This window comes from Ruegeria sp. CDSB117 (genome assembly GCF_059611005.1).
Window position 1 is genome coordinate 198,866 of sequence record NZ_JBXWOS010000001.1, and the last position, 19,015, is coordinate 217,880.

At 58.2% G+C, this 19,015-nt stretch carries 18 protein-coding genes; 7 read left to right on the forward strand and 11 right to left on the reverse strand.

Annotation, left to right across the window (positions count from 1 at the left end; all coding sequences use genetic code 11):
• Both AC2FJC_RS00995 and proS read right to left on the reverse strand, forming a co-directional pair.
• Complete coding sequence (locus AC2FJC_RS00995; protein ID WP_496738072.1) at positions 1 to 894, reverse strand: glycosyltransferase family 2 protein; 894 nt, start codon at positions 892 to 894, stop codon at positions 1 to 3.
• Complete coding sequence (gene proS, locus AC2FJC_RS01000) at positions 878 to 2,218, reverse strand: proline--tRNA ligase (RefSeq protein WP_496738073.1); 1,341 nt, start codon at positions 2,216 to 2,218, stop codon at positions 878 to 880. The genes AC2FJC_RS00995 and proS overlap by 17 nt, the downstream gene beginning before the upstream one ends.
• A gap of 168 nt (positions 2,219 to 2,386) precedes the next feature.
• On the opposite strand from proS, the gene AC2FJC_RS01005 reads away from it, so the two are divergent.
• The 5 genes from AC2FJC_RS01005 (at position 2,387) to AC2FJC_RS01025 (ending at position 8,174) form a co-directional block, all read left to right on the forward strand.
• The gene (locus AC2FJC_RS01005) at positions 2,387 to 3,751 is read left to right on the forward strand and encodes an FAD-dependent oxidoreductase (RefSeq protein ID WP_496738074.1); all 1,365 of its coding nucleotides are present in this window, start codon (positions 2,387 to 2,389) and stop codon (positions 3,749 to 3,751) included.
• On the forward strand, positions 3,751 to 4,725 hold the full coding sequence (locus AC2FJC_RS01010; RefSeq protein WP_496738075.1) for an isopenicillin N synthase family dioxygenase: 975 nt from the start codon (positions 3,751 to 3,753) through the stop codon (positions 4,723 to 4,725). Before AC2FJC_RS01005 ends, AC2FJC_RS01010 begins: the two co-directional genes overlap by 1 nt.
• Positions 4,726 to 4,815: 90 nt before the next feature.
• Complete coding sequence (locus AC2FJC_RS01015) at positions 4,816 to 5,889, forward strand: AI-2E family transporter (RefSeq protein ID WP_058276846.1); 1,074 nt, start codon at positions 4,816 to 4,818, stop codon at positions 5,887 to 5,889.
• A 1-nt stretch (position 5,890) separates the two neighbouring features.
• Positions 5,891 to 6,580: an HdaA/DnaA family protein gene (locus AC2FJC_RS01020; protein ID WP_496738076.1), complete on the forward strand. Its 690-nt coding sequence runs from the start codon at positions 5,891 to 5,893 to the stop codon at positions 6,578 to 6,580.
• Positions 6,581 to 6,629: 49 nt separating this feature from the next.
• Positions 6,630 to 8,174, forward strand: a complete 1,545-nt coding sequence (locus tag AC2FJC_RS01025) for a Ppx/GppA family phosphatase (protein WP_496738077.1) — start codon at positions 6,630 to 6,632, stop codon at positions 8,172 to 8,174.
• Positions 8,175 to 8,177: 3 nt separating this feature from the next.
• Here AC2FJC_RS01025 and AC2FJC_RS01030 read toward each other — a convergent pair whose 3' ends face one another.
• From AC2FJC_RS01030 to scpA, 6 genes are all read right to left on the reverse strand, one after another.
• Positions 8,178 to 8,552: a hypothetical protein gene (locus tag AC2FJC_RS01030; protein ID WP_496738078.1), complete on the reverse strand. Its 375-nt coding sequence runs from the start codon at positions 8,550 to 8,552 to the stop codon at positions 8,178 to 8,180.
• A 37-nt stretch (positions 8,553 to 8,589) separates the two neighbouring features.
• Positions 8,590 to 9,585, reverse strand: a complete 996-nt coding sequence (locus tag AC2FJC_RS01035) for an endonuclease/exonuclease/phosphatase family protein (protein WP_496738079.1) — start codon at positions 9,583 to 9,585, stop codon at positions 8,590 to 8,592.
• 3 nt (positions 9,586 to 9,588) lie between these two features.
• Positions 9,589 to 10,269, reverse strand: coding sequence for a molecular chaperone DjiA (locus tag AC2FJC_RS01040; protein WP_058275662.1), 681 nt, complete (start codon positions 10,267 to 10,269; stop codon positions 9,589 to 9,591).
• A 9-nt stretch (positions 10,270 to 10,278) separates the two neighbouring features.
• A complete protein-coding gene (locus AC2FJC_RS01045; RefSeq protein ID WP_496738080.1) occupies positions 10,279 to 10,803 on the reverse strand; it encodes a GNAT family N-acetyltransferase in 525 nt (174 codons plus the stop codon).
• On the reverse strand, positions 10,800 to 11,402 hold the full coding sequence (locus AC2FJC_RS01050; protein WP_496738081.1) for a VOC family protein: 603 nt from the start codon (positions 11,400 to 11,402) through the stop codon (positions 10,800 to 10,802). Before AC2FJC_RS01050 ends, AC2FJC_RS01045 begins: the two co-directional genes overlap by 4 nt.
• Positions 11,403 to 11,506: 104 nt before the next feature.
• Positions 11,507 to 13,633 (reverse strand): methylmalonyl-CoA mutase, encoded by a 2,127-nt coding sequence (gene scpA, locus AC2FJC_RS01055; protein ID WP_496738082.1) that lies wholly within the window; start codon positions 13,631 to 13,633, stop codon positions 11,507 to 11,509.
• Between the two features lie 168 nt (positions 13,634 to 13,801).
• Here scpA and AC2FJC_RS01060 point away from each other — a divergent pair, with 168 nt between their 5' ends.
• Entirely contained in the window at positions 13,802 to 14,248 is a 447-nt protein-coding gene (locus AC2FJC_RS01060) for a DUF4174 domain-containing protein (protein WP_058275658.1), read from the forward strand.
• Positions 14,249 to 14,324: 76 nt separating this feature from the next.
• Here AC2FJC_RS01060 and AC2FJC_RS01065 read toward each other — a convergent pair whose 3' ends face one another.
• A complete protein-coding gene (locus AC2FJC_RS01065; RefSeq protein WP_496738083.1) occupies positions 14,325 to 16,370 on the reverse strand; it encodes an ATP-binding protein in 2,046 nt (681 codons plus the stop codon).
• A gap of 117 nt (positions 16,371 to 16,487) precedes the next feature.
• Positions 16,488 to 16,691, reverse strand: a complete 204-nt coding sequence (locus tag AC2FJC_RS01070; protein WP_058275656.1) for a hypothetical protein — start codon at positions 16,689 to 16,691, stop codon at positions 16,488 to 16,490.
• Between the two features lie 650 nt (positions 16,692 to 17,341).
• On the opposite strand from AC2FJC_RS01070, the gene AC2FJC_RS01075 reads away from it, so the two are divergent.
• Positions 17,342 to 18,499: a DcaP family trimeric outer membrane transporter gene (locus tag AC2FJC_RS01075; RefSeq protein ID WP_496738084.1), complete on the forward strand. Its 1,158-nt coding sequence runs from the start codon at positions 17,342 to 17,344 to the stop codon at positions 18,497 to 18,499.
• 86 nt (positions 18,500 to 18,585) lie between these two features.
• On the opposite strand, the gene AC2FJC_RS01080 is transcribed toward AC2FJC_RS01075, so the two are convergent.
• The gene (locus AC2FJC_RS01080) at positions 18,586 to 18,939 is read right to left on the reverse strand and encodes a hypothetical protein (RefSeq protein WP_058276835.1); all 354 of its coding nucleotides are present in this window, start codon (positions 18,937 to 18,939) and stop codon (positions 18,586 to 18,588) included.
• Between the last annotated feature and the right edge of the window lie 76 nt (positions 18,940 to 19,015).

Genomic DNA, 19,015 nt, shown 5'->3' on the forward strand with positions numbered 1-19,015 from the left:
CTAAAAGCTGCGCCAGAACTGAACGGATCGGCGCGTCGTCTTCCACAGACTGTGGCGCGCGGCGGCTTTGATGGCATCCGACGTGCCGGGCTTTAGCAGTCGCTCAAGGATCAGTGCCACGGGCATGTGACCGCGTTGGTAATACCGAACGAAATCGGACTGTGTCAGACCATCGGTCGACCTGTACCCGCCATAGTAATTCATCCAGACACGGGCGTAGTCTTCCGCTGTTGCGGCATCGTCGCTCGTGGCGCCCCTACGCCAGAACATGGATATCGGATCTTCAATGCGCTCGCCCTGATACCCTTCGGTCAAAAGGCGCAACATCAGATCGTAATCGGCCGCGACGCTAAACTGAGTGTCATGTCCGCCCAGCGCCAAAAACACATCCCGCTTCAGCAACACCGAGTTATGGCAGAACGGCATCCGCTGCAGAATCGCTGTCAGCGACATCCGTTTCTCTCGGCTTTCTGATCCATCCTCGAACCGGCGCAGGGTCGAACCGAACAGGAAATCCGGCTGTGTCGCCTCAAGCCGACCAGCGACAATGTTCAAAATGTCGTCGGACGCCAGCGAGTCATCCGAGTTTAGGAACAACAGATATTCCCCTCGCGCGGCCTGCGCGCCCTTGTTCATCGCGTCATACAAACCGGTATCCGGTTCGCTAATCAGCCGGGTACGGGCCTTGTCCGCAGTCAGGTTCTGTAGAAACTCGACCGTGCCATCACTCGACGCCCCATCCTGAATGATATGCTCAGCCCGGTCGCAGTTCTGACGGACCATGCACTCGATCACCTCGCCAAAACTGTCCTGCCGCCCTTGCGACAGCAGGTCATAGGTCGCGGTAATGACCGAGATCAGCGGCGCGTCTTGGGTATCAGGCGATGCGCTCATAGATCTCGGCGATCTTAGTGACGGCGGCTTCGGGGGACATCTCTTCGCTTTCACCGGTACGGCGACAGGTCAATTCAACCACTCCGTTTTTCAGACCGCGCGGGCCAACGGTGATGCGCCAGGGCAGACCGATCAGGTCCATGGTGGCGAACTTGCCCCCTGCCCGTTCCTTACGGTCATCATACAATGGGTCGAGGCCCAGCGCAGTCAGCGCGCCGTAGATCTTGTTACAGGCGGCGTCGGCCTCGTCATCACCCTGTTTAAGGTTGACGATACCGCAATGGAACGGCGTCACGCCTTCGGGCCAGATGATGCCCTTGTCGTCATGGCTAGCTTCAATGATCGCTCCGATCAGGCGGCTGACGCCAATACCGTGGCTGCCCATATGAACCGGAACGGGTTTGCCATCGGGGCTTTGTACAGTTGCACCCATGGCTTCGGAGTACTTGGTGCCGAAGTAGAAGATCTGACCAACCTCGATCCCGCGCGCCACGCGGCGACGCTCTTCAGGGACTTGGTTGAACAGCGCCTCGTCATGGGTTTCATCCGTGCGCGCGTATTTCGAGGTGAACTCTTCGAGGATCGCCTGGCACTGCTCGCGGCTGTCGTAGTCGATTTGACGATCACCAAAAGTCAGATCGGTGACTGCACTGTCATAGAACACCTCAGATTCACCGGTGTCGGCCAGAACGAGGAACTCGTGCGTGTTGTCGCCACCGATGGGGCCGGAATCGGCGCGCATCGGGATGGCTTGCAGTCCCATGCGCTCATAGGTGCGCAGATAGGTGACCAGATGGCGGTTGTAGGCGTGCAGCGAATCCTCTTTGGTCAGGTCGAAATTATAACCGTCCTTCATGTAGAACTCGCGTCCACGCATCACGCCAAAGCGCGGGCGGATCTCATCGCGGAACTTCCACTGGATTTGGTACAGCGTCAGCGGCAGGTCTTTGTAGCTGCTCACATGACCGCGGAAGATGTCAGTGACCAGCTCTTCGGCAGTCGGCGTGAATAGCATATCCCGGTCATGCCGGTCTTTCATGCGCAGCATTTCCTGACCGTAGTCATCATACCGCCCGGATTCGCGCCACAGATCCGCCGACTGGATGATGGGCATCTGGATCGCGATGTGGCCAGCGCGTGCCTGCTCTTCATGGATGATGTTTTCCAGCTTACGCAGCACTTTGAAACCCAGCGGCAACCACGAATAAATTCCGGCAGCAGCTTGCTTGATCATCCCGGCGCGCAGCATCAGCCGGTGGCTGACGATCTGGGCCTCGGAGGGGTTTTCCTTGAGAACGGGCAGAAAGTAACGGCTGAGGCGCATTGGTGAACCTTTGAAGGTGAATTTGGACTTCAAAGTTGCTTATGCCAAAGCCCCGCCGGGGGCAATCATGCATTGGTTAATTTGCGACCTCGGGCCAGTCGGTTTTTTGATTGACCCGCCAGTCAGGGTTTTCAATTGTAGCGGGAAAGTGAATCCCATGAGGCGCCTATGCAGACAATTCAGGAACCCGCTCGTAAGATTCCCGTGGTACACCAAACGGACGTTCTTGTTGTTGGATCAGGCCCAGCCGGACTAGCCGCCGCGCTGGCTGCGGCGCGCGCCGGTGTTGAGGTGTCGTTGGTCGACCGCTTTGGCTGTATGGGTGGCAACATCACCGCCGTGGGCGTTGAGGGCTTCGCCTGGTATCGCCATGAACAGACGGTCGAAGCTGGCGGAATCGGCATGGAGTTCGAGACCCGTGCTAAGGACATGGGCGCCGCGGTGCCCGAAAGCCAGTCGCTGAGCTATGAGTTGGATAGCGAAGGTTTTAAGCTAGTGGCCGACAAGCTGGTTGAAGAGGCAGGCGTTCATCCGATGCTGCACCGGCAATTCGTCGCTCCGATCATGGAAGGTGACCGGATCACCGGCATCATTACTGAATCCAAAGCGGGGCGCGAGGCGATCCTGGCAAAGGTTGTGATCGACGCCACCGGCGACGCCGATGTTGCCCACCGCGCAGGCGCGCCGACGCACAAGACCGCCCGCGAAGACATGATGGCCGCTTCGGTCATGTTCCATCTGGCCGGGGTCGACAAACGCGCCTTTATGGAGGGCGTCAAGGCAGATCCCCAGACCTACAAGGACTGGGGCGGCGGCGGTGAGTGGAATATCGAGACGAGCGGCAAAGAAGACGACATGTTTTCGCCCTTCGTTCACAAACCATTCCAGCAAGCCATCGATCAAGGGCTTATCCCCCCGCATCTGAACACTATCGCGGGCACCTGGGGTGCAATGCATGACACGGGTGAGCTGACCTATATGAACCTCATCCACCTGGCCGAGATCGACGGGACCGACCCCGACAGTTTGACACGTGGCGAGATTGAGGGCCGCCGCCAGTCGATGCTTGCCATTGAGGCGCTGCGCCGGTTCATGCCCGGTTGTGAAAACGCACGGCTGCGAAACTTTGGGATGACCATCGGCATTCGCGACACGCGGAAGATCGACGCGGTCTATAACATGACTGAAGATGACGCCCGCCATCAGGGCCGGTTCGAGGATACAATCGGTATCTATCCCGAATTCATCGACGGCTATGGCATACTGATCCTGCCGACCACGGGGCGGTATATGCAAGTGCCCTATCGCTCGATGCTGCCCAAGGGCATCAAAGGCCTGCTGGTCGCGGGCCGTTCACACGGTGCGGACAAGGTGGCCCACGCCGCAACGCGCAACATGGCCTGTTGCGCGGTCATGGGACAGGGTGCAGGAATTGCCGCGGCCCTGTCGCTGAAAGGCAACCAGGACCTACACGCGATGAACCTTGCCCCTGTTCACGCGGAACTGGACCGGCAGGGCGTGAGGGTTCACTGATGCAGTCAATCCCCACGATCGACATCTCTCCGCTGCAAGACACGGCCCATCCGGACCATGACGCAACCGTTCAGCGGATATTGAACGCCTGCACTGACATCGGCTTTCTCTCCATCACAGGCACTGGGGTTTCGCCTGACACCGTTAATCAGGTCCGTGCCAAGACGCGCGCGATCTTTGACATCGATGAACAGAGCAAGTGGGATCAGGCCATCACCCGCAACAATTATCGCGGATATATCCCCATGGGTTTCTTCACGCCCAATGATGGCTCGGGCAAGGCGGACAAATACGAAGGTTACAAGCTTCATTTCGAAGTTTCCGAGGACCACCCGGTTCGTGATGACTGTGCGCTTTATGGCCCGAACCTCTGGCCAGCGGAGGTACCGGGCGCGCGGGAAGTGATATTGGAGTATTGGTCGCAACTGGACCACGTGGCCGAACTGCTGCTGGGCGCGCTTGAAATTGGGCTGAGTTTGAAGCCCAACGTCCTGAAAGAGGCCTTTGCCACCCCCATGACAAACATGACGCTGTTGCACTATCCGCCGCAGGCACCGGATGAGGAAGGCTTTGGCATTCATCCCCACAAGGACACGGATGCCCTGACGATTATCGCCCCCGACCCCGTTGGCGGGCTAGAAGTGCAGACCCGCGATGGCGGATGGATCACCCCGGATTGCCCACCCGGCGGGTTTATCGTGAATATCGGCGACATGCTTGAGCTGTGGTCGGGTGGACGGTTGAAATCAACGCCGCATCGGGTGGTCAACAAATCTGGCAAAGAACGCTATTCCTTCCCTTATTTCGCGGTTCCGCGTCACGACGTGATCGTCGAGCTACTGTTATCGCCGCTGCCCGGCTTTGATCGCCCTGCGGTTCACTGCGGGCATTGGTCCGCAGAAATATGGCGCACAAACTGGCCCGATGAAACCGCCACGGCTGATACGCCCGAGCTCGGAACGCTGGACTCATAATTCCTGGAAATCCCCAAGGCATGAACCGCTTGCATCGCGGGACCGGTTAAGCCAAGAACACCGGTAAGAGCCAAAAACAAGGGGACAAGCATGGCCTTGCCGGTAAAGGATCAACTCAGGTATTGGGGCGTCGCGGCTGCCATTTTTGTGCTTTGCCTATGGGCACTTGGAGACGTTTTGCTACCCTTTGTGATTGGCGGTGCAATCGCCTATTTCCTTGACCCGATTGCAGATCGTCTTGAAAATCTGGGCCTGTCGCGCATGGCAGCCACTGCGATCATCACAGTTGTTGGCATTCTGGGCTTTGCTCTGGCAATCCTGATGGTTGTTCCCGCGCTGATTACCCAGTTGATCGAGTTGGTCGAAGTTATGCCAAGCCTGTTCCAACAGCTGCGCAGCTTCATCGAACAACAGTTCCCGTCCCTTCTGGACCGCGAATCCAATTCGCACCAATTCCTCGTCTCACTGGGTGAAACGCTGAAATCCAAAACAGGCGATGTCTTGCAATCCGTCGCTGCCTCATTGGGTTCGGCGATCAACGTCGTCGTTCTGTTGGTCATTGTTCCGGTTGTGGCCGTCTACATGCTGTTGGACTGGGACCGCATGATCGCCCGGATCGGTGATCTACTGCCCCGCGATCACGCCCCGACGATCAAACGACTGGCCGGTGAAATTGACGCGGTTCTGGCCTCATTCGTGCGCGGCATGGGCACGGTCTGCCTGATCCTTGGCACCTATTACGCCGTGGCACTGATGGCGGTCGGCCTGCAGTTCGGACTGATCGTCGGTTTCATCGCGGGTCTGGTCACATTCATTCCCTACCTCGGCGCCCTGATCGGCGGCACGCTGGCAATTGGTTTGGCGCTGTTCCAGTTCTGGGGGGATTGGGCGCAGATCGGTCTGGTTGCCGGGATCTTTGCGCTGGGTCAGGTAACCGAAGGCAATTTCCTGACGCCAAAGCTGGTAGGTAGCTCAGTGGGTTTGCACCCAGTATGGTTGCTGCTGGCTCTGTCAGTTTTCGGTGCCTTGTTCGGCTTTGTCGGGATGCTGATCGCGGTGCCCGTTGCCGCAGCGCTGGGAGTGCTGGCGCGGTATGCAACATCGGTCTATTTGGGCAGCCGCCTGTATACCGGCCTCGAAAGCGCGGATCAGGAAGACCTGTAATATGGCCCTTCAGCTAAGCTTTGATCTTCCGGCGAAAACTGCGCTGGGGCGTGAGGATTTTTTCGTCTCTCCCGCGAATGCACTGGCGGTTGCAATGATCTCGGCCACGTCCTGGCCGGGCAACAAACTGGTTCTGAGCGGCCCTGCGGGCGCAGGTAAAACCCATCTGGCACATGTCTGGGCGGCGGAAACCGGTGGTCGGATCATTCAGGCCGCGGATGTGCGTCACGAAGACGTGCCGGATCTGGCACGCGCGCCTGTCGCGGTTGAAGACGTCCCGATGATCGCGGACGACTTAAAACAACAGAAAACACTGTTTCACTTGCACAATCTTGTGTTGGCCGAAGGCAACGCCCTTCTTATGACTGGACGGCTTGCCCCTAATTTCTGGCAACTTCCGTTGCCCGATCTCCAAAGCCGGATCGAGGGCGCGCATCACGTGGCACTGGATCCTCCGGATGATGCATTGCTGGGCGCGGTTCTGGCCAAGCTGTTCGTGGACCGGCAATTGAACCCCAGCCCTGAGGTCATCGCCTATTTGGTCAAACATATGGACCGGCGCTTTGAAACTGCCGCCAGTGTCGTGGCGCAACTGGACCAGCTTGCGCTATCGGAAAAGCGCGACATTACCCGCGCCTTGGCGGTGCGTGTTTTGAGCGCAGATTTGGATGATATCCAATCTGGGAATTGACCCACGCCGGGTCATCTCGCATTCTGCACGCGGAATATCTGGAAGAGACATGGATCAGACTGTCGTTACCGAAATCCCTGACTGGGGTCCGTTCGGAAAACCCCTCTTTGATGACCCCCAAGCCCGAGCTCTGTCACGCGTGGGCGTGGTTGACGTCGGATCAAACTCAGTCCGGATGGTGATTTTTGACGGTGCCGCGCGCTCACCGGCTTATTTCTACAATGAGAAAGTGATGTGCGAGCTCGGCGCGGGCCTTTCGGACACAGGGCGGCTCAACCCGACGGGCCGCAAACGCGCCCTGGCCGCTTTGGGCCGGTTTGCCCAACTCTCCGATGACCTTGGCCTGCCCGGCCTGCATGTCGTCGCCACCGCAGCCGTGCGCGAGGCCGAGGATGGCCCCGAGTTTTGTGCCGAGGTCAAAGCCGAAACCGGCCTGACCGTATCGGTCATTAACGGCGATGAAGAGGCTCGCCTGTCCGCGCAGGGTGTCCTGCTTGGATGGCCCGGCGCATATGGCCTGATCTGTGACATCGGCGGGTCCTCGATGGAATTGGCCGAGATAGGAGACGGCGGTGTCGGCCGGTGCCTGACCTCAGCGCTGGGGCCGCTGAAACTGCGGGACATCAAAGGTGGCCGGCGTGCACGCAAGGCGCACATCAAATCCACGATGGAGGATCTGCGCGACCAGATGGGGCCGCAACGCGATCGCCTGTTCCTTGTGGGCGGAAGCTGGCGAGCATTTGCGCGTCTGGACATGCTGCGCCGGGGTTATCCCCTGAACGTGCTGCATGAATATCGCATGACCACCAAGCAGGTGCGCGAGACCATTAAATTCATCGAAAAAGGTGACCCGGAAAAGCTGCGCAGCAAAGCCGGTGTGTCGGGATCACGGATGGCGCTGATCCCCTATGCGATGGATGTGCTGGCACGCTTGATTCGCACGTTCAAACCCAAGGATATCGCCATTTCCAGCTATGGTATCCGCGAGGGTCTGCTTTACGAGCAGATGCCACAAAACCTGCGGGACCGCGATCCGTTGATCGAGGCGAGCCGTTTTTCCGAAGCCAAGGACGCCCGCCTGCCCGGTTTCGGAAAACATCTGCTCGATTTCGTGATGCCGCTGTTCAAATCAGCCCCACCCGCGCGCATCCGCCTGATAAAGGCGGCCTGTCTGTTGCACGACGTCAGCTGGCGCGCACATCCTGACTATCGCGCCGAGGTCTGTTTCGACTACGTCACACGAGCCAATCTGGGCGGCTTGAAGCACTCAGAACGAGTCTATATCGGGCTGGCTCTACAACACCGGTATCGCAACAAACGCGAGGGCAACCGCTTCACCGCATTGTACGAACTCCTAGACGAGAAAGATCAAAAACAGGCCGAGATTTTGGGAAAGGCCATGCGGTTTGGTGCTATGCTGTGGATGCAGAACGATGCGCCGATGGCGACTTTAAAATTTTACCCCAAGAAGCAACAACTGGACCTGTTCTTGCCAACTGCAGCACGCCCCCTGTTCAACGAAGTGGCCGAGGCGCGGCTAAAATCACTCGGGAACGCTTTGAAATCCGAAACCCGCGTCATCATCCGGGGCTAGATATCAAATCTCGGTTTCGCCCTCGGGCGGGCCTTCAGGGATCTCTGGCTGTATCTCTGGGTCCTGCGGCGGCTTTTTGCGGATAATTATATCGCCGTTAGGCAGGATCTCGGGTGCTTCATAGGCGCTCCAATCCTCAATCTCATCTGCCAGCTCGGCCAAGGCGGGCCCCATTTCCGCAATAAATGACTGCATTGCAGGGCCAAACTGTTCGGCCAGGCCCAGCAGTTCATCCAATGCAGGCTCCATCTCCTGGCGCAAGCCTTCAAAGAACAGCTCTGCCCCCTGCTCCATCAGGGATTTGTTCCCCTCTTCCTCGGCAGAGGCCGGAAGGGCAAAAGTGACGGTCAGCGCGCAGATTGGAATGAAACGTTTCATATCGAAAATATAGGGCAACTGAAACGCGGTTGAAAGATCACAGCTCGATATCCAGAGTGACAGGGAAATGGTCAGACGCGGTTAGCAACGCTGCATGTAGATCCTGCGCATCACGGCAAGCCGGATCGCGAAACGGATGCCATATGCGCCAGTCCGGGCGACGATCCTTTAACCCATCGCTGATCATAATATAGTCCAGCAACGCCTCAAGATACCCGCGATCTTGGGGCCGATAAAAACGCGCGGTCGACGGGCGTTCACCCGGTTCTGACCTGAAGGCCGTATCCGCGTGGGGATCAAACACCCCCGATTGCAGCAGGATTTCAACCGATGAGCGACCAAACAGGTTTTCGAATTCGTCCAGCCCCGGACCATCGTTCAGATCGCCCATTAAGATCACCTGTTCATCAGCCGCCAGATGCGCCTTGATCCGCCTGCCCAGCCAGATCGCCTGAGCCAGCTGTTTCCGACGATTGGCGATCGAGATGCGGATCGCCGCATCGCGGGTTTCCGCCCCATGAGGCGCCTTTGACTTCAGATGCGCGCCAATAAGACGGAACCGTTCGCCTGCCTTGGTTTCAACTGCCAATTCCATAGGCGGTTTGGAAAACTGCACCTGATCCTCGGTTGCGTCGATATCGAGGTCGATGTGAAACACGTGATCGAAACGCGGAGCCCGTTGCCCTCCGTCTTTTGGATCATGTCGCACCGTCAGAACGCGCGGGTCATACAACAAAGCCAGTTCTTGATGTGTATCGTTGGCAAATCCCATCACGGCTTCGCTGGTGCGCAGATCGAAAGCCTCGGCAAAGTTTTGCAGTGCGCGGACCGTGTTCTGAGATTTCCCTGTGTTTGGTGCTTCGACAACCAGCACAGCATCCGCATCGATCGCTGTCAGAACCTTGGCGATAGCCTCGATCTGCTGCGCCTTGGTGACATCATGGCGACCTGACCAACTGTCATCGGTGATCAGTTCGTCATGACGATCAAACAGATTGGCGAACCACTCGATGTTATAAGTCGCGAGGCGCATGCCTCAGGCCTGCGCGCCGTTGATTTCGTCCCAGGCGCGGTTGATGTCGATCATCTTCTTTTCTGCCAAACGTACGGCCTCTTCGGGAACTCCACGTGCCAACATCGCATCGGGATGTGTTTCGCGCACAAGTTGCCGCCAAACCTTGCGAATATCGGGTAACGGCATGTCCCGTGGCACCCCAAGAACCGTGTAAGGATCATTGGGCGCATCAGGCACAAAACGGGCACGCAAGGCCATGAACTGCGCATCGGTCTGGCCGAAAATATGGCTGACCTCTTCCAGAAACTCGTTTTCGTTGGGGTGATAGAACCCGTCCGCCATGGCGATGTGGAACAGCCCCTCCATCAAATCGCACAGCGTGGTGCTGTCCTCAGAAAACATGCGCGCGATCTTGCGGGCATAATCCTGATAGCCTGCAACATCCGTGCGGGCCATGTTGAACACGCGTGCCGCGCCTTCCTCATCATCGCGGGCAATCTGGAACACGTCGCGAAACGCCGTGACCTCATCTCGCGTCACCTGCCCATCCGCCTTGGCCATTTTCGCACCCAATGCGATCACAGCGATGGTGAAGGCCACCGACCGTTCGGGCGGCGAGCGCAGCTTTTCAAAGACTGCGGTAAGGCTTTCACCCTGGGCAAGCGCGCTTAGCGCATCGGATATACGGATCCAGATCGACATGAGCGCACCCTAGCGTCCCAAATCGGGACTGTCAGGTGCAACCAAACCGTCTGCGGCAAGAATTTTCTGCATCAGCACAAGGTCCAGACGTTTCCCCCACTTGAACCCAACCTCGGGCATGCGCCCGACCTCGACAAAGCCCACGGCCGCGTGAAAAGATACTGCCCCCGGATTTGCCGAAGAAATCCCCGCCACCAGTGCATGAGTTCCCTCTGCCCGGGCGGCGGCCTCAAGCGCCCGCATCAAAACGCGCCCCGTACCTTGTTCACGCGCATCAGTGGCCAGTTGGATCGTTAGCTCTCGGCACTGCGCGTATCCCGGACCGGATCGAAACGGACCATAGGTGGCAAACCCAAGAATCTGGTCGTCCTGTTCTGCCACAAGATAGGCCGGACCGCGCGCTTCGATGTCACGTGCAATGCTGCCTGCACTGCGTTCGTCGGTTGTGAATGTTACCAGCGTGTCGCGGATGATTGCGTTGGTGATCGCAGCTATCTCTTTGGCGTCCGCGGCTTTGGCTTGTCTGATTTTCATTCCAAAACGCGTTTCCCATGCGGAGTTTCGAACTCTGCCCGCAATGCGGCCGGGCCAGTGTCGAAAACCACAGCGTCCATTTCGCCTAGCAGCCTGGCAAGCTCCAGCGCGTCCGGGTGAAAAACCACCAACCGACGCAAACGGCAGCCGCTATCCTGCAGCATATTTGCCGGATGCAAATCTCCGTGCCATTGAATAAGCGCCGGGAACAGATTGTCGAAGGGCAGACGCCCGTTTGGCGGAACCGCCATTTGCCAGCGTAACGCCCCGCGGGCCAGGTCGATCGGGTGGCCCACCCCATCCGGAAACACGGTCAACGAGGCTGAAATGTCCGGCACCCGGCATATCCAGTTGGTAAGGCGCGGCGCACCCTTGAACCGGTCCAGATCGAACCATCTGGTTCTTTGCGGATTCGGTGCCTGTGGGTCAATCGCGATGGCCTCAAGATAAAAGCCGTCTCGCAATCCTAACAGGCGGTTATATGTGCCGAATCTTTCATGCTTGCCGCCTTCCTGCAGCGGTACTCCCAATGCCTGTTCGACATGGGCAGACGCTTCTTCGAGCGTTTCGCCCGCAACCGCCAGATGATCCAGTAACACGCAGCGCCTCCTATGAAAAACGACCAAACCCTATCGGATCTGGTCGCATGTTTTCCTTAAAGGCGGTGGATCACAAGATTTTTCGACGAAAATCTTTGAAAGCCTCAGCCTTTCGCTTCACCGATCAGGCGCAGGATGTCCTGAGCGGCTTCGGGGATGTTGGTGCCCGGGCCAAAGATCGCTTTGACGCCGTGATCATATAGGAATTGATAATCCTGCTGCGGGATCACCCCGCCGCAGATTACAAGAATGTCCTCGGCACCGGCTTTCTTCAGCTCTTCTACCAACTGCGGCGCCAATGTTTTGTGCCCCGCTGCCTGCGACGAAATACCGATGACGTGCACGTCATTGTCCACGGCGTCCTGCGCGGCCTCAGCTGGGGTTTGGAACAGCGGACCTACATCCACGTCAAAACCGATATCCGCAAAGGCGGTTGCGATCACCTTAGCACCGCGGTCATGCCCGTCTTGCCCCATCTTGACCACAAGCAGGCGTGGACGGCGGCCTTCGGCCTCGGCAAATTCTTCGATGGACTTCTGGATCGCGGCAAAGCCTTCGTCGCCTTCGTAGGCTGCGCCATAGACACCGGCCAGCGTTTTCACTTCGGCGCGGTGGCGGCCGAATTCCTTTTCCATTGCCATGCTGATCTCTCCTACGGATGCACGGGCGCGGGCGGCCTCGACGGCGGCGGCCAGCAGATTTCCACCTTCACTGGCGGTCTTGGTCAGCGCGTCCAGCGCCGCTTGACAGGCGGCCTCGTCGCGGGTGGCGCGGATACGATCCAATCGCGCGACCTGAGCTTCGCGCACGGCGACGTTGTCGACATCCAGAATGTCGATCGGGTCTTCCTGTTCCTTGCGGTACTTATTGACACCGACGATGACCTCATCACCGCGGTCAATCATGGCCTGACGGCGGGCGGCGCTTTCCTCGATGCGCAGCTTGGGCATACCGCTGGCAACGGCCTTGGTCATGCCGCCCATTTCCTCGACCTCTTCCATCAAGGCCCAGGCTTTTTCGATCAACTCGTTGGTCAGGCTTTCGATGTAATACGAACCGGCTAGCGGATCGACCACATCGGTCACACCGGTTTCCTCTTGCAGAACCAGCTGCGTGTTCCGCGCGATTCGGGCCGAGAAATCAGTGGGCAGCGCAATCGCCTCGTCCAGAGCATTGGTGTGCAGCGACTGCGTGCCGCCTAGAACCGCGCTCATCGCTTCATAGGCGGTACGGATCACGTTGTTATACGGGTCCTGTTCCTGCAGCGACACGCCCGAAGTCTGGCAATGAGTCCGCAGCATTTTGGAGCGTTCGGATTTCGCACCAAAATCCGTCATCACCCGGTGCCACAGCGTACGCGCGGCGCGCAGTTTGGCGATTTCCATAAAGAAATTCATGCCGATAGCAAAGAAGAAGGACAAACGCCCAGCGAACTTGTCGACATCCATGCCAGCCTGCGTGGCGGCACGGACGTATTCCCGACCGTCAGCCAGCGTATAGGCCAGCTCTTGCACAAGGTTCGCCCCAGCCTCTTGCATGTGGTAGCCAGAGATCGAGATCGAATTGAATTTCGGCATCTCGTTCGACGTGAACTCAATGATGTCCGAGATGATCTTCATCGAAGGCTCAGGCGGGTAGATGTAAGTGTTGCGCACCATGAACTCTTTCAGAATGTCATTCTGAATGGTGCCGGACAGGACGGATTTGTCGTGCCCCTGCTCTTCGCCTGCAACGATGAAACTGGCCAGAATTGGAACCACCGCGCCGTTCATGGTCATCGAGACCGAAACCTTGTCCAACGGAATACCGTCGAACAGGATCTTCATGTCCTCGACGCTGTCGATTGCCACACCGGCCTTGCCCACGTCACCGACAACGCGCGGATGGTCACTGTCATAGCCGCGGTGCGTCGCCAGATCGAAAGCGACCGACACACCCTGCTGACCGGCCGCCAGATTGCGGCGATAGAACGCGTTTGATTCTTCGGCGGTCGAGAAGCCTGCATATTGGCGGATCGTCCAAGGGCGGCCCGCATACATGGTCGCCTTCACACCGCGCGTAAAAGGACCGAACCCAGGCAGCGACCCCATATGCGGCAGCTCAGCGGTGTCTTCCTGCGTGTAAAGAGGTTTGACGTCGATACCTTCCAAAGTCTCTTTGGTCAGGTCGTCCAACGGGCGTCCGCGCAGCTCTTTCTCGGCCAGCGCCTGCCAGTCTTTCGTATCGGTCATTGCGTATTCCTTTTCTCAATTCGGGTCGCGAACAGGCTTGGCCTGCGCGTTTTAACGTTCGGTGCCGCGCGTCGCGGCAGGTGTAAACGCGTTATTTTGAAGCCTTCGTGCATTTCGCCGGTCGCATTCACCGGCGCAGAGGCTATATTCAAACGAACAGGAGGCCCTATGACACGAACGCTTGCCCTTGTTTTCTCGGCACTATTCCCGCTGGTCGCTATGGCGGCAGATGGGTCTGCGCCCGCCGATGAAGATTTTGTCCGCCCCGCTGGTGATAGCGAGCTGAGCGAATACTTATGGGTCAACCGGCCCATCGTTGTCTTTGCCGATACCCCAGCCGACCCGCGTTTCCGGCAGCAAATCGACATGCTTCTGGAAGGCGAAGAAGCCATGCGCGACCGGGATGTGGTCGTGCTGACCGATACCGATCCGTCCGCCCGATCTCCGATCCGGTCACAATTGCGCCCGCGCGGCTTCCAGATGGTGTTCGTCGACAAGGACGGCGTGGTCAAACTGCGCAAACCTTCGCCGTGGAGCACACGTGAAATCGGCCGTTCCATCGACAAAACGCCCCTGCGCGAACGTGAAATCCGCGAACGACGCGAGGGCGGTTGAGCGCTTTCGCCACGCCCAAAGCTCCCGGCGCGAACCGCCGGGAAACCATGGAGATATGGGGAAAACGCGATCATGATCACTCGAACTCGATGATCACGTCGTCCACGGCGAGGTTGTCGCCGGCGGCTGCGTTGACTTTGGACACGACACCTTTTTTCTCGGCGCGCAGGATGTTTTCCATCTTCATCGCCTCAACAGTGCACAGCGCCTGACCTTCCTGCACTTCCTGCCCCACTTCGACATCGATCTTCACGATCAGGCCGGGCATCGGGCACAGCAGCATTTTCGAAGTATCCGGCGGCAGCTTTTCGGGCATCATACGGGCCAGTTCGGCCTGACGCGTCGTGCGGACATGGACCTTGAGGTCTGCGCCCCGGTTGCGAATACGGAACCCGCCCGAGATTTTTCCGACTTTCAGAACCAGCGGGCTGCCATCGACGTCCAGCACCGCCAAGTGATCGCCCGGCGTCCAGTCCGAAGTGACCCGCATGGTGGTACCGTCCGAGAACGTCACGGTTGACCCATCGCGATCCGCATCAATCTCAACTGCATATCCCTGCCCTTGCAGTGTGACGACCCAATCAGAGCCGACCTTGCGCTCGTGATTGTCCATCCGGCCAGAAACGCGGGTGCGGCGAATCTCGGCCACGCGGTGCATCGCGGCACAGGACGCCGCGATCCGGCGCAAGTCTGCCTCGGGCAGTTCAACGCCTTCGAACCCTTCCGGATACTCCTCGGCGATAAAGGCCGTGGTCATGTCTCCGCTGACGAATTTCGGATGGTCCATCACAGCCGACAGGAATGGCAAGTTGTGGCCAATGCCTTCGACCTCAAAGCTGTCCAGCGCTACGCGCATCGCCTCGATCGCCTGTTCCCGCGTCGGAGCCCATGTGCACAGCTTGGCGATCATCGGGTCATAGTACATGCTGATCTCGCCGCCTTCATAAACGCCGGTATCGTTCCGCACGGCAGCTTCACCTTCGGGCGCTTCACCTTGCCATTTATCGTTCACCAACAACGGACCAGAGGCAATCTCTTGCGGCGGGCGATAGCGGGTCAGACGACCAATCGACGGTAGGAAGCCACGATACGGATCTTCGGCATACAGACGGTTTTCGATGGCCCAGCCGGTCAGGGTCACGTCGTCCTGTGTGATCGACAGCTTTTCACCCGCCGCCACTCGGATCATCTGCTCAACCAGATCGACACCGGTGATCAGTTCGGTGACCGGGTGTTCCACCTGCAGACGCGTGTTCATTTCCAAGAAGTAGAAGTTCTTTTCGCCATCGACGATGAATTCAACCGTACCGGCGCTGGCATAGTCCACGGCCTTGGCCAGTGCCACGGCCTGTTCGCCCATCGCCTTACGGGTCGCTTCGTCAAGGAAAGGTGACGGTGCTTCTTCGACCACTTTCTGGTTCCGACGCTGGATCGAGCATTCACGCTCGCCCAGATAAATCCCGTTGCCGTGGCTGTCGAATAGAACCTGAATCTCGATGTGACGCGGCTGGGTCACGAATTTTTCAATAAAGATACGGTCATCACCGAACGAGTTTGCCGCCTCGTTTTTGGACGACTGGAACCCCTCGCGCGCTTCTTCGTCATTCCACGCGATCCGCATGCCCTTGCCGCCGCCGCCGGCACTGGCCTTGATCATGACCGGATAGCCGACTTCGTTGGAAATCTTGACGGCCTCTTCTGCGTCTTCGATCAGCCCCATGTAACCGGGAACAGTGGAAACACCGGCTTCTTGCGCGATCTTCTTCGAGGTGATCTTGTCGCCCATGCTTTCGATTGCCCGAACCGGTGGACCAACAAATGCAACGCCTTCAGCCTCAAGCGCCTCGGCGAATTTCGAGTTTTCCGACAGGAAGCCATAACCAGGATGCACCGCCTGGGCCCCACTCTGGCGAATGGCATCCATGACCTTGTCGATCACGATATAGGACTGGTTCGCAGGCGGCGGGCCGATATGCACCGATTCATCCGCCATCGACACATGCAAGGCGTTCTTGTCTGCATCCGAATAGATGGCAACGGTGCCGATACCCATCTTGCGGGCTGTCTTGATGACCCGGCAGGCGATCTCGCCCCGGTTGGCGATCAGGATCTTGTTAAACATGGAACGTCCTTTGTCTTGATGTTCTGAGAACGCAAAACGCCGCCGCAGGGAACGTTCCCCACGGCGGCGTGATGCGCGATTACGGTCGGGGCGACGCGCGCCCCGAAAAACCCGGTATTACCTACAGTTGTTTTGTGTCTTGCAGTACAGGACGTTGCCCGCCGCGCCGACAACCGCGCCGAACAGCGGGTCGGCGCTGACAACAGCCGCCCCGACGGCGCCTGCGCCGCCGCCAAGCAGCGCCTGTTCGCCCGTCGTGTCACCACAGGCGGCAAGGCCTGCGCAGGTCGCCATTGCAAGAACGAGTTTCGAGATTCGCATGATATCTGCCCCTTTGGAATTCTTGATGCGTTCCGGGGCAGATGTCCGATTTCGACCTTGTTATTCAATAACAGGCAGTCCTGAACGGAGATTTGCGCAAATTTGTGCCGCTTTACGCTTGGATCATGCGCAAAGAAAAACGCGGGCAGGACTTTGTGAACATCACAAGCCTGCCCGCGGAAGGAAGGGGTACGGAATAGTAGGTGCTTGTGCGACGCAGGCAAAGTAGAGCCGCACGGCTTGGTCAGGTTGCTTGGCACAATTAAATGCGTAAACAACGTATTGTTTCCGGTCAGGATTCCGGCTGGAAATCGCCCATTGGGCGAACCTGCGCGCAGATTCGTGCCGAGATCAGGTGCAGTTTTAGGTGAGAAACGCGAGGCCAATGCCGTCACGTTGCTGTTACTTTTCCTCAGCAATTGATCCGTTTCTGCACCTGCAACATCACGGGTTGCGGAAAAGGTCGTTAGAAATTCTCTTCTCAAACGCAAAGGGTTAACCGATCTGTTCACCATAGGGTGAAAACGGTTCGGAAGTTTTGCACGTTTCCTTGAGAAACTAGGCGCTTTCCATCCCGTTCTCGTGATTTCCCTCAAGTTCTCTTGCGTGGAACGGTACCCGTGCACACTCGCACACAAGGAAACATCCACATGATTGCAAAGAGAAAAACGGCGTTGCTGCTTGCCGTATCCGCGCTTGGCATATCCGGCGCGGCTGCTTTCGCCCAAGACGCCCAGACGCAAACGGAACTTGATGCCCTGCGTGCCCGCGTCGAGGCCCTCGAGGCCGCAAAACCCGGCGCTGGCACTGGCGATCTTCGAATCGGAAACACCACGCTTGATGTTTATGGGTACGTTAAGGCTGATTTCTTCTACGACACCGACTTTGAACTGGGCGACCTTGCCGATGCGACCCGAATTGGCGAGCCAGCAAACGCCACCAGCGGCACCTTTGGGGCCACCGTGCGCCAATCGCGCATCGGGCTTCGGACCAATACGCCGTCTGCCATCGGCGATATTGCGGGCCAGCTGGAACTGGACCTGTTTTCCGGCGGGACGGATGGGCCTGCTGAACTGCGCCTGCGCCACGCCAATATCCGCATCGGTGACAATTGGTTGATCGGTCAATTCTGGACCAACTTCCAGCCGCTCGACACCTACCCGACAACCGTCGAATTCAACGGCCCCGTTGGCATTCCTTTCGCCCGCGTTCCTCAAGTGCGCTATACGAACACGCTGGGTTCTGACACAACCTTTGCGGTGGCGATCGAGGAGAACGTTGGCGGCTCGGATTCGAATGATCCCGTCCTGACCGGCTCCATCGAATACAACAACGGTACCTACCTGGCCCGCGCCTCGGCTTTGTATGGTAAGGCGCAATCCGGCGCGGTCGAAGTGGATCAGACCGGCTATACCCTCTCGGCTGGCATCCGGCCCTGGCAAGGCGGTCTGTTTCAGGTCAACTATGTCGACGGCGAGGCTTTGGGCCCCTACCTGATCGCTGCCGGTGACGCCATCGTCAACGGACAGGCCAACGACGTGGACGGATTCACTGTGGAATTCCGCCAGGAACTGAGCCCCAAATGGAATGTCGGCATCGCCTACGGGCAAGAAAACTATGATCTGCCGACCTCGACCGGGACCCTGTCCTTTACCGAAGTTGAAACGATCCACGTGAACGCCTTCTACAAGGCGACCGACAATCTGACCCTTAGCGCCGAATTTTTCTACGGCGAACGAAACGACGCACCGACCGGGCGCACATTTGACAGCAATCGCATTCAACTGGCAGCCCAGTTGAACTTCTGACCGCACATTCCGGCCCTGCCCCGATGTGGGCAGGGTTCCGGGCTCTGACGGCACCACGAAGGTATGTGCGACAGCGGTTTGCACGATCAGCGCACCCCGTCGAAAATTTCGGGGAAGGAAATCCGGCCCACATTCGGATCAATTACCAAAAGCGCATCATAACTAGCCGGATCAAACGGATCTTCGGCCGGAATGACCTCGCGTTCGAAAAGCCAGCAAAGACGACCGGCATCCAAATTGCCCCGCTCAAACGGTTGGTCGCCAAAATGCGCCCACAGGGCTTCCATAAAGGCTGCATCCGCGCGCTTATCCGCGGGTTTACGATCTCGAAACCGCTCGCGGCGGGTCAGGGGCGTCACGCCTTTGGGATTGGCCCGACGAATGATGAACTGAAAGTCAGTACCCGGCAGGCGCCCGGGAAATCCGCGATGTTTCAGCATGGTTCCACCTCAGTTGCATAAGGGGTCATGGGGATCAGATATTCACATCCGTCACAGGATGATGTCATGGTGCGCA

Coding starts and splice junctions, on each gene's coding strand:
- proS (WP_496738073.1), bottom strand. CDS start 2,218: ATGCGCCTCAGCCGTTACTTTCTGCCCGTTCTCAAGGAAAACCCCTCC.
- AC2FJC_RS01010 (WP_496738075.1), top strand. CDS start 3,751: ATGCAGTCAATCCCCACGATCGACATCTCTCCGCTGCAAGACACGGCC.
- AC2FJC_RS01065 (WP_496738083.1), bottom strand. CDS start 16,370: ATGTTTAACAAGATCCTGATCGCCAACCGGGGCGAGATCGCCTGCCGG.
- AC2FJC_RS01025 (WP_496738077.1), top strand. CDS start 6,630: ATGGATCAGACTGTCGTTACCGAAATCCCTGACTGGGGTCCGTTCGGA.
- AC2FJC_RS00995 (WP_496738072.1), bottom strand. CDS start 894: ATGAGCGCATCGCCTGATACCCAAGACGCGCCGCTGATCTCGGTCATT.
- AC2FJC_RS01030 (WP_496738078.1), bottom strand. CDS start 8,552: ATGAAACGTTTCATTCCAATCTGCGCGCTGACCGTCACTTTTGCCCTT.
- AC2FJC_RS01020 (WP_496738076.1), top strand. CDS start 5,891: ATGGCCCTTCAGCTAAGCTTTGATCTTCCGGCGAAAACTGCGCTGGGG.
- AC2FJC_RS01040 (WP_058275662.1), bottom strand. CDS start 10,269: ATGTCGATCTGGATCCGTATATCCGATGCGCTAAGCGCGCTTGCCCAG.
- AC2FJC_RS01035 (WP_496738079.1), bottom strand. CDS start 9,585: ATGCGCCTCGCGACTTATAACATCGAGTGGTTCGCCAATCTGTTTGAT.
- AC2FJC_RS01005 (WP_496738074.1), top strand. CDS start 2,387: ATGCAGACAATTCAGGAACCCGCTCGTAAGATTCCCGTGGTACACCAA.
- AC2FJC_RS01045 (WP_496738080.1), bottom strand. CDS start 10,803: ATGAAAATCAGACAAGCCAAAGCCGCGGACGCCAAAGAGATAGCTGCG.
- AC2FJC_RS01060 (WP_058275658.1), top strand. CDS start 13,802: ATGACACGAACGCTTGCCCTTGTTTTCTCGGCACTATTCCCGCTGGTC.
- AC2FJC_RS01075 (WP_496738084.1), top strand. CDS start 17,342: ATGATTGCAAAGAGAAAAACGGCGTTGCTGCTTGCCGTATCCGCGCTT.
- scpA (WP_496738082.1), bottom strand. CDS start 13,633: ATGACCGATACGAAAGACTGGCAGGCGCTGGCCGAGAAAGAGCTGCGC.
- AC2FJC_RS01015 (WP_058276846.1), top strand. CDS start 4,816: ATGGCCTTGCCGGTAAAGGATCAACTCAGGTATTGGGGCGTCGCGGCT.
- AC2FJC_RS01080 (WP_058276835.1), bottom strand. CDS start 18,939: ATGCTGAAACATCGCGGATTTCCCGGGCGCCTGCCGGGTACTGACTTT.
- AC2FJC_RS01070 (WP_058275656.1), bottom strand. CDS start 16,691: ATGCGAATCTCGAAACTCGTTCTTGCAATGGCGACCTGCGCAGGCCTT.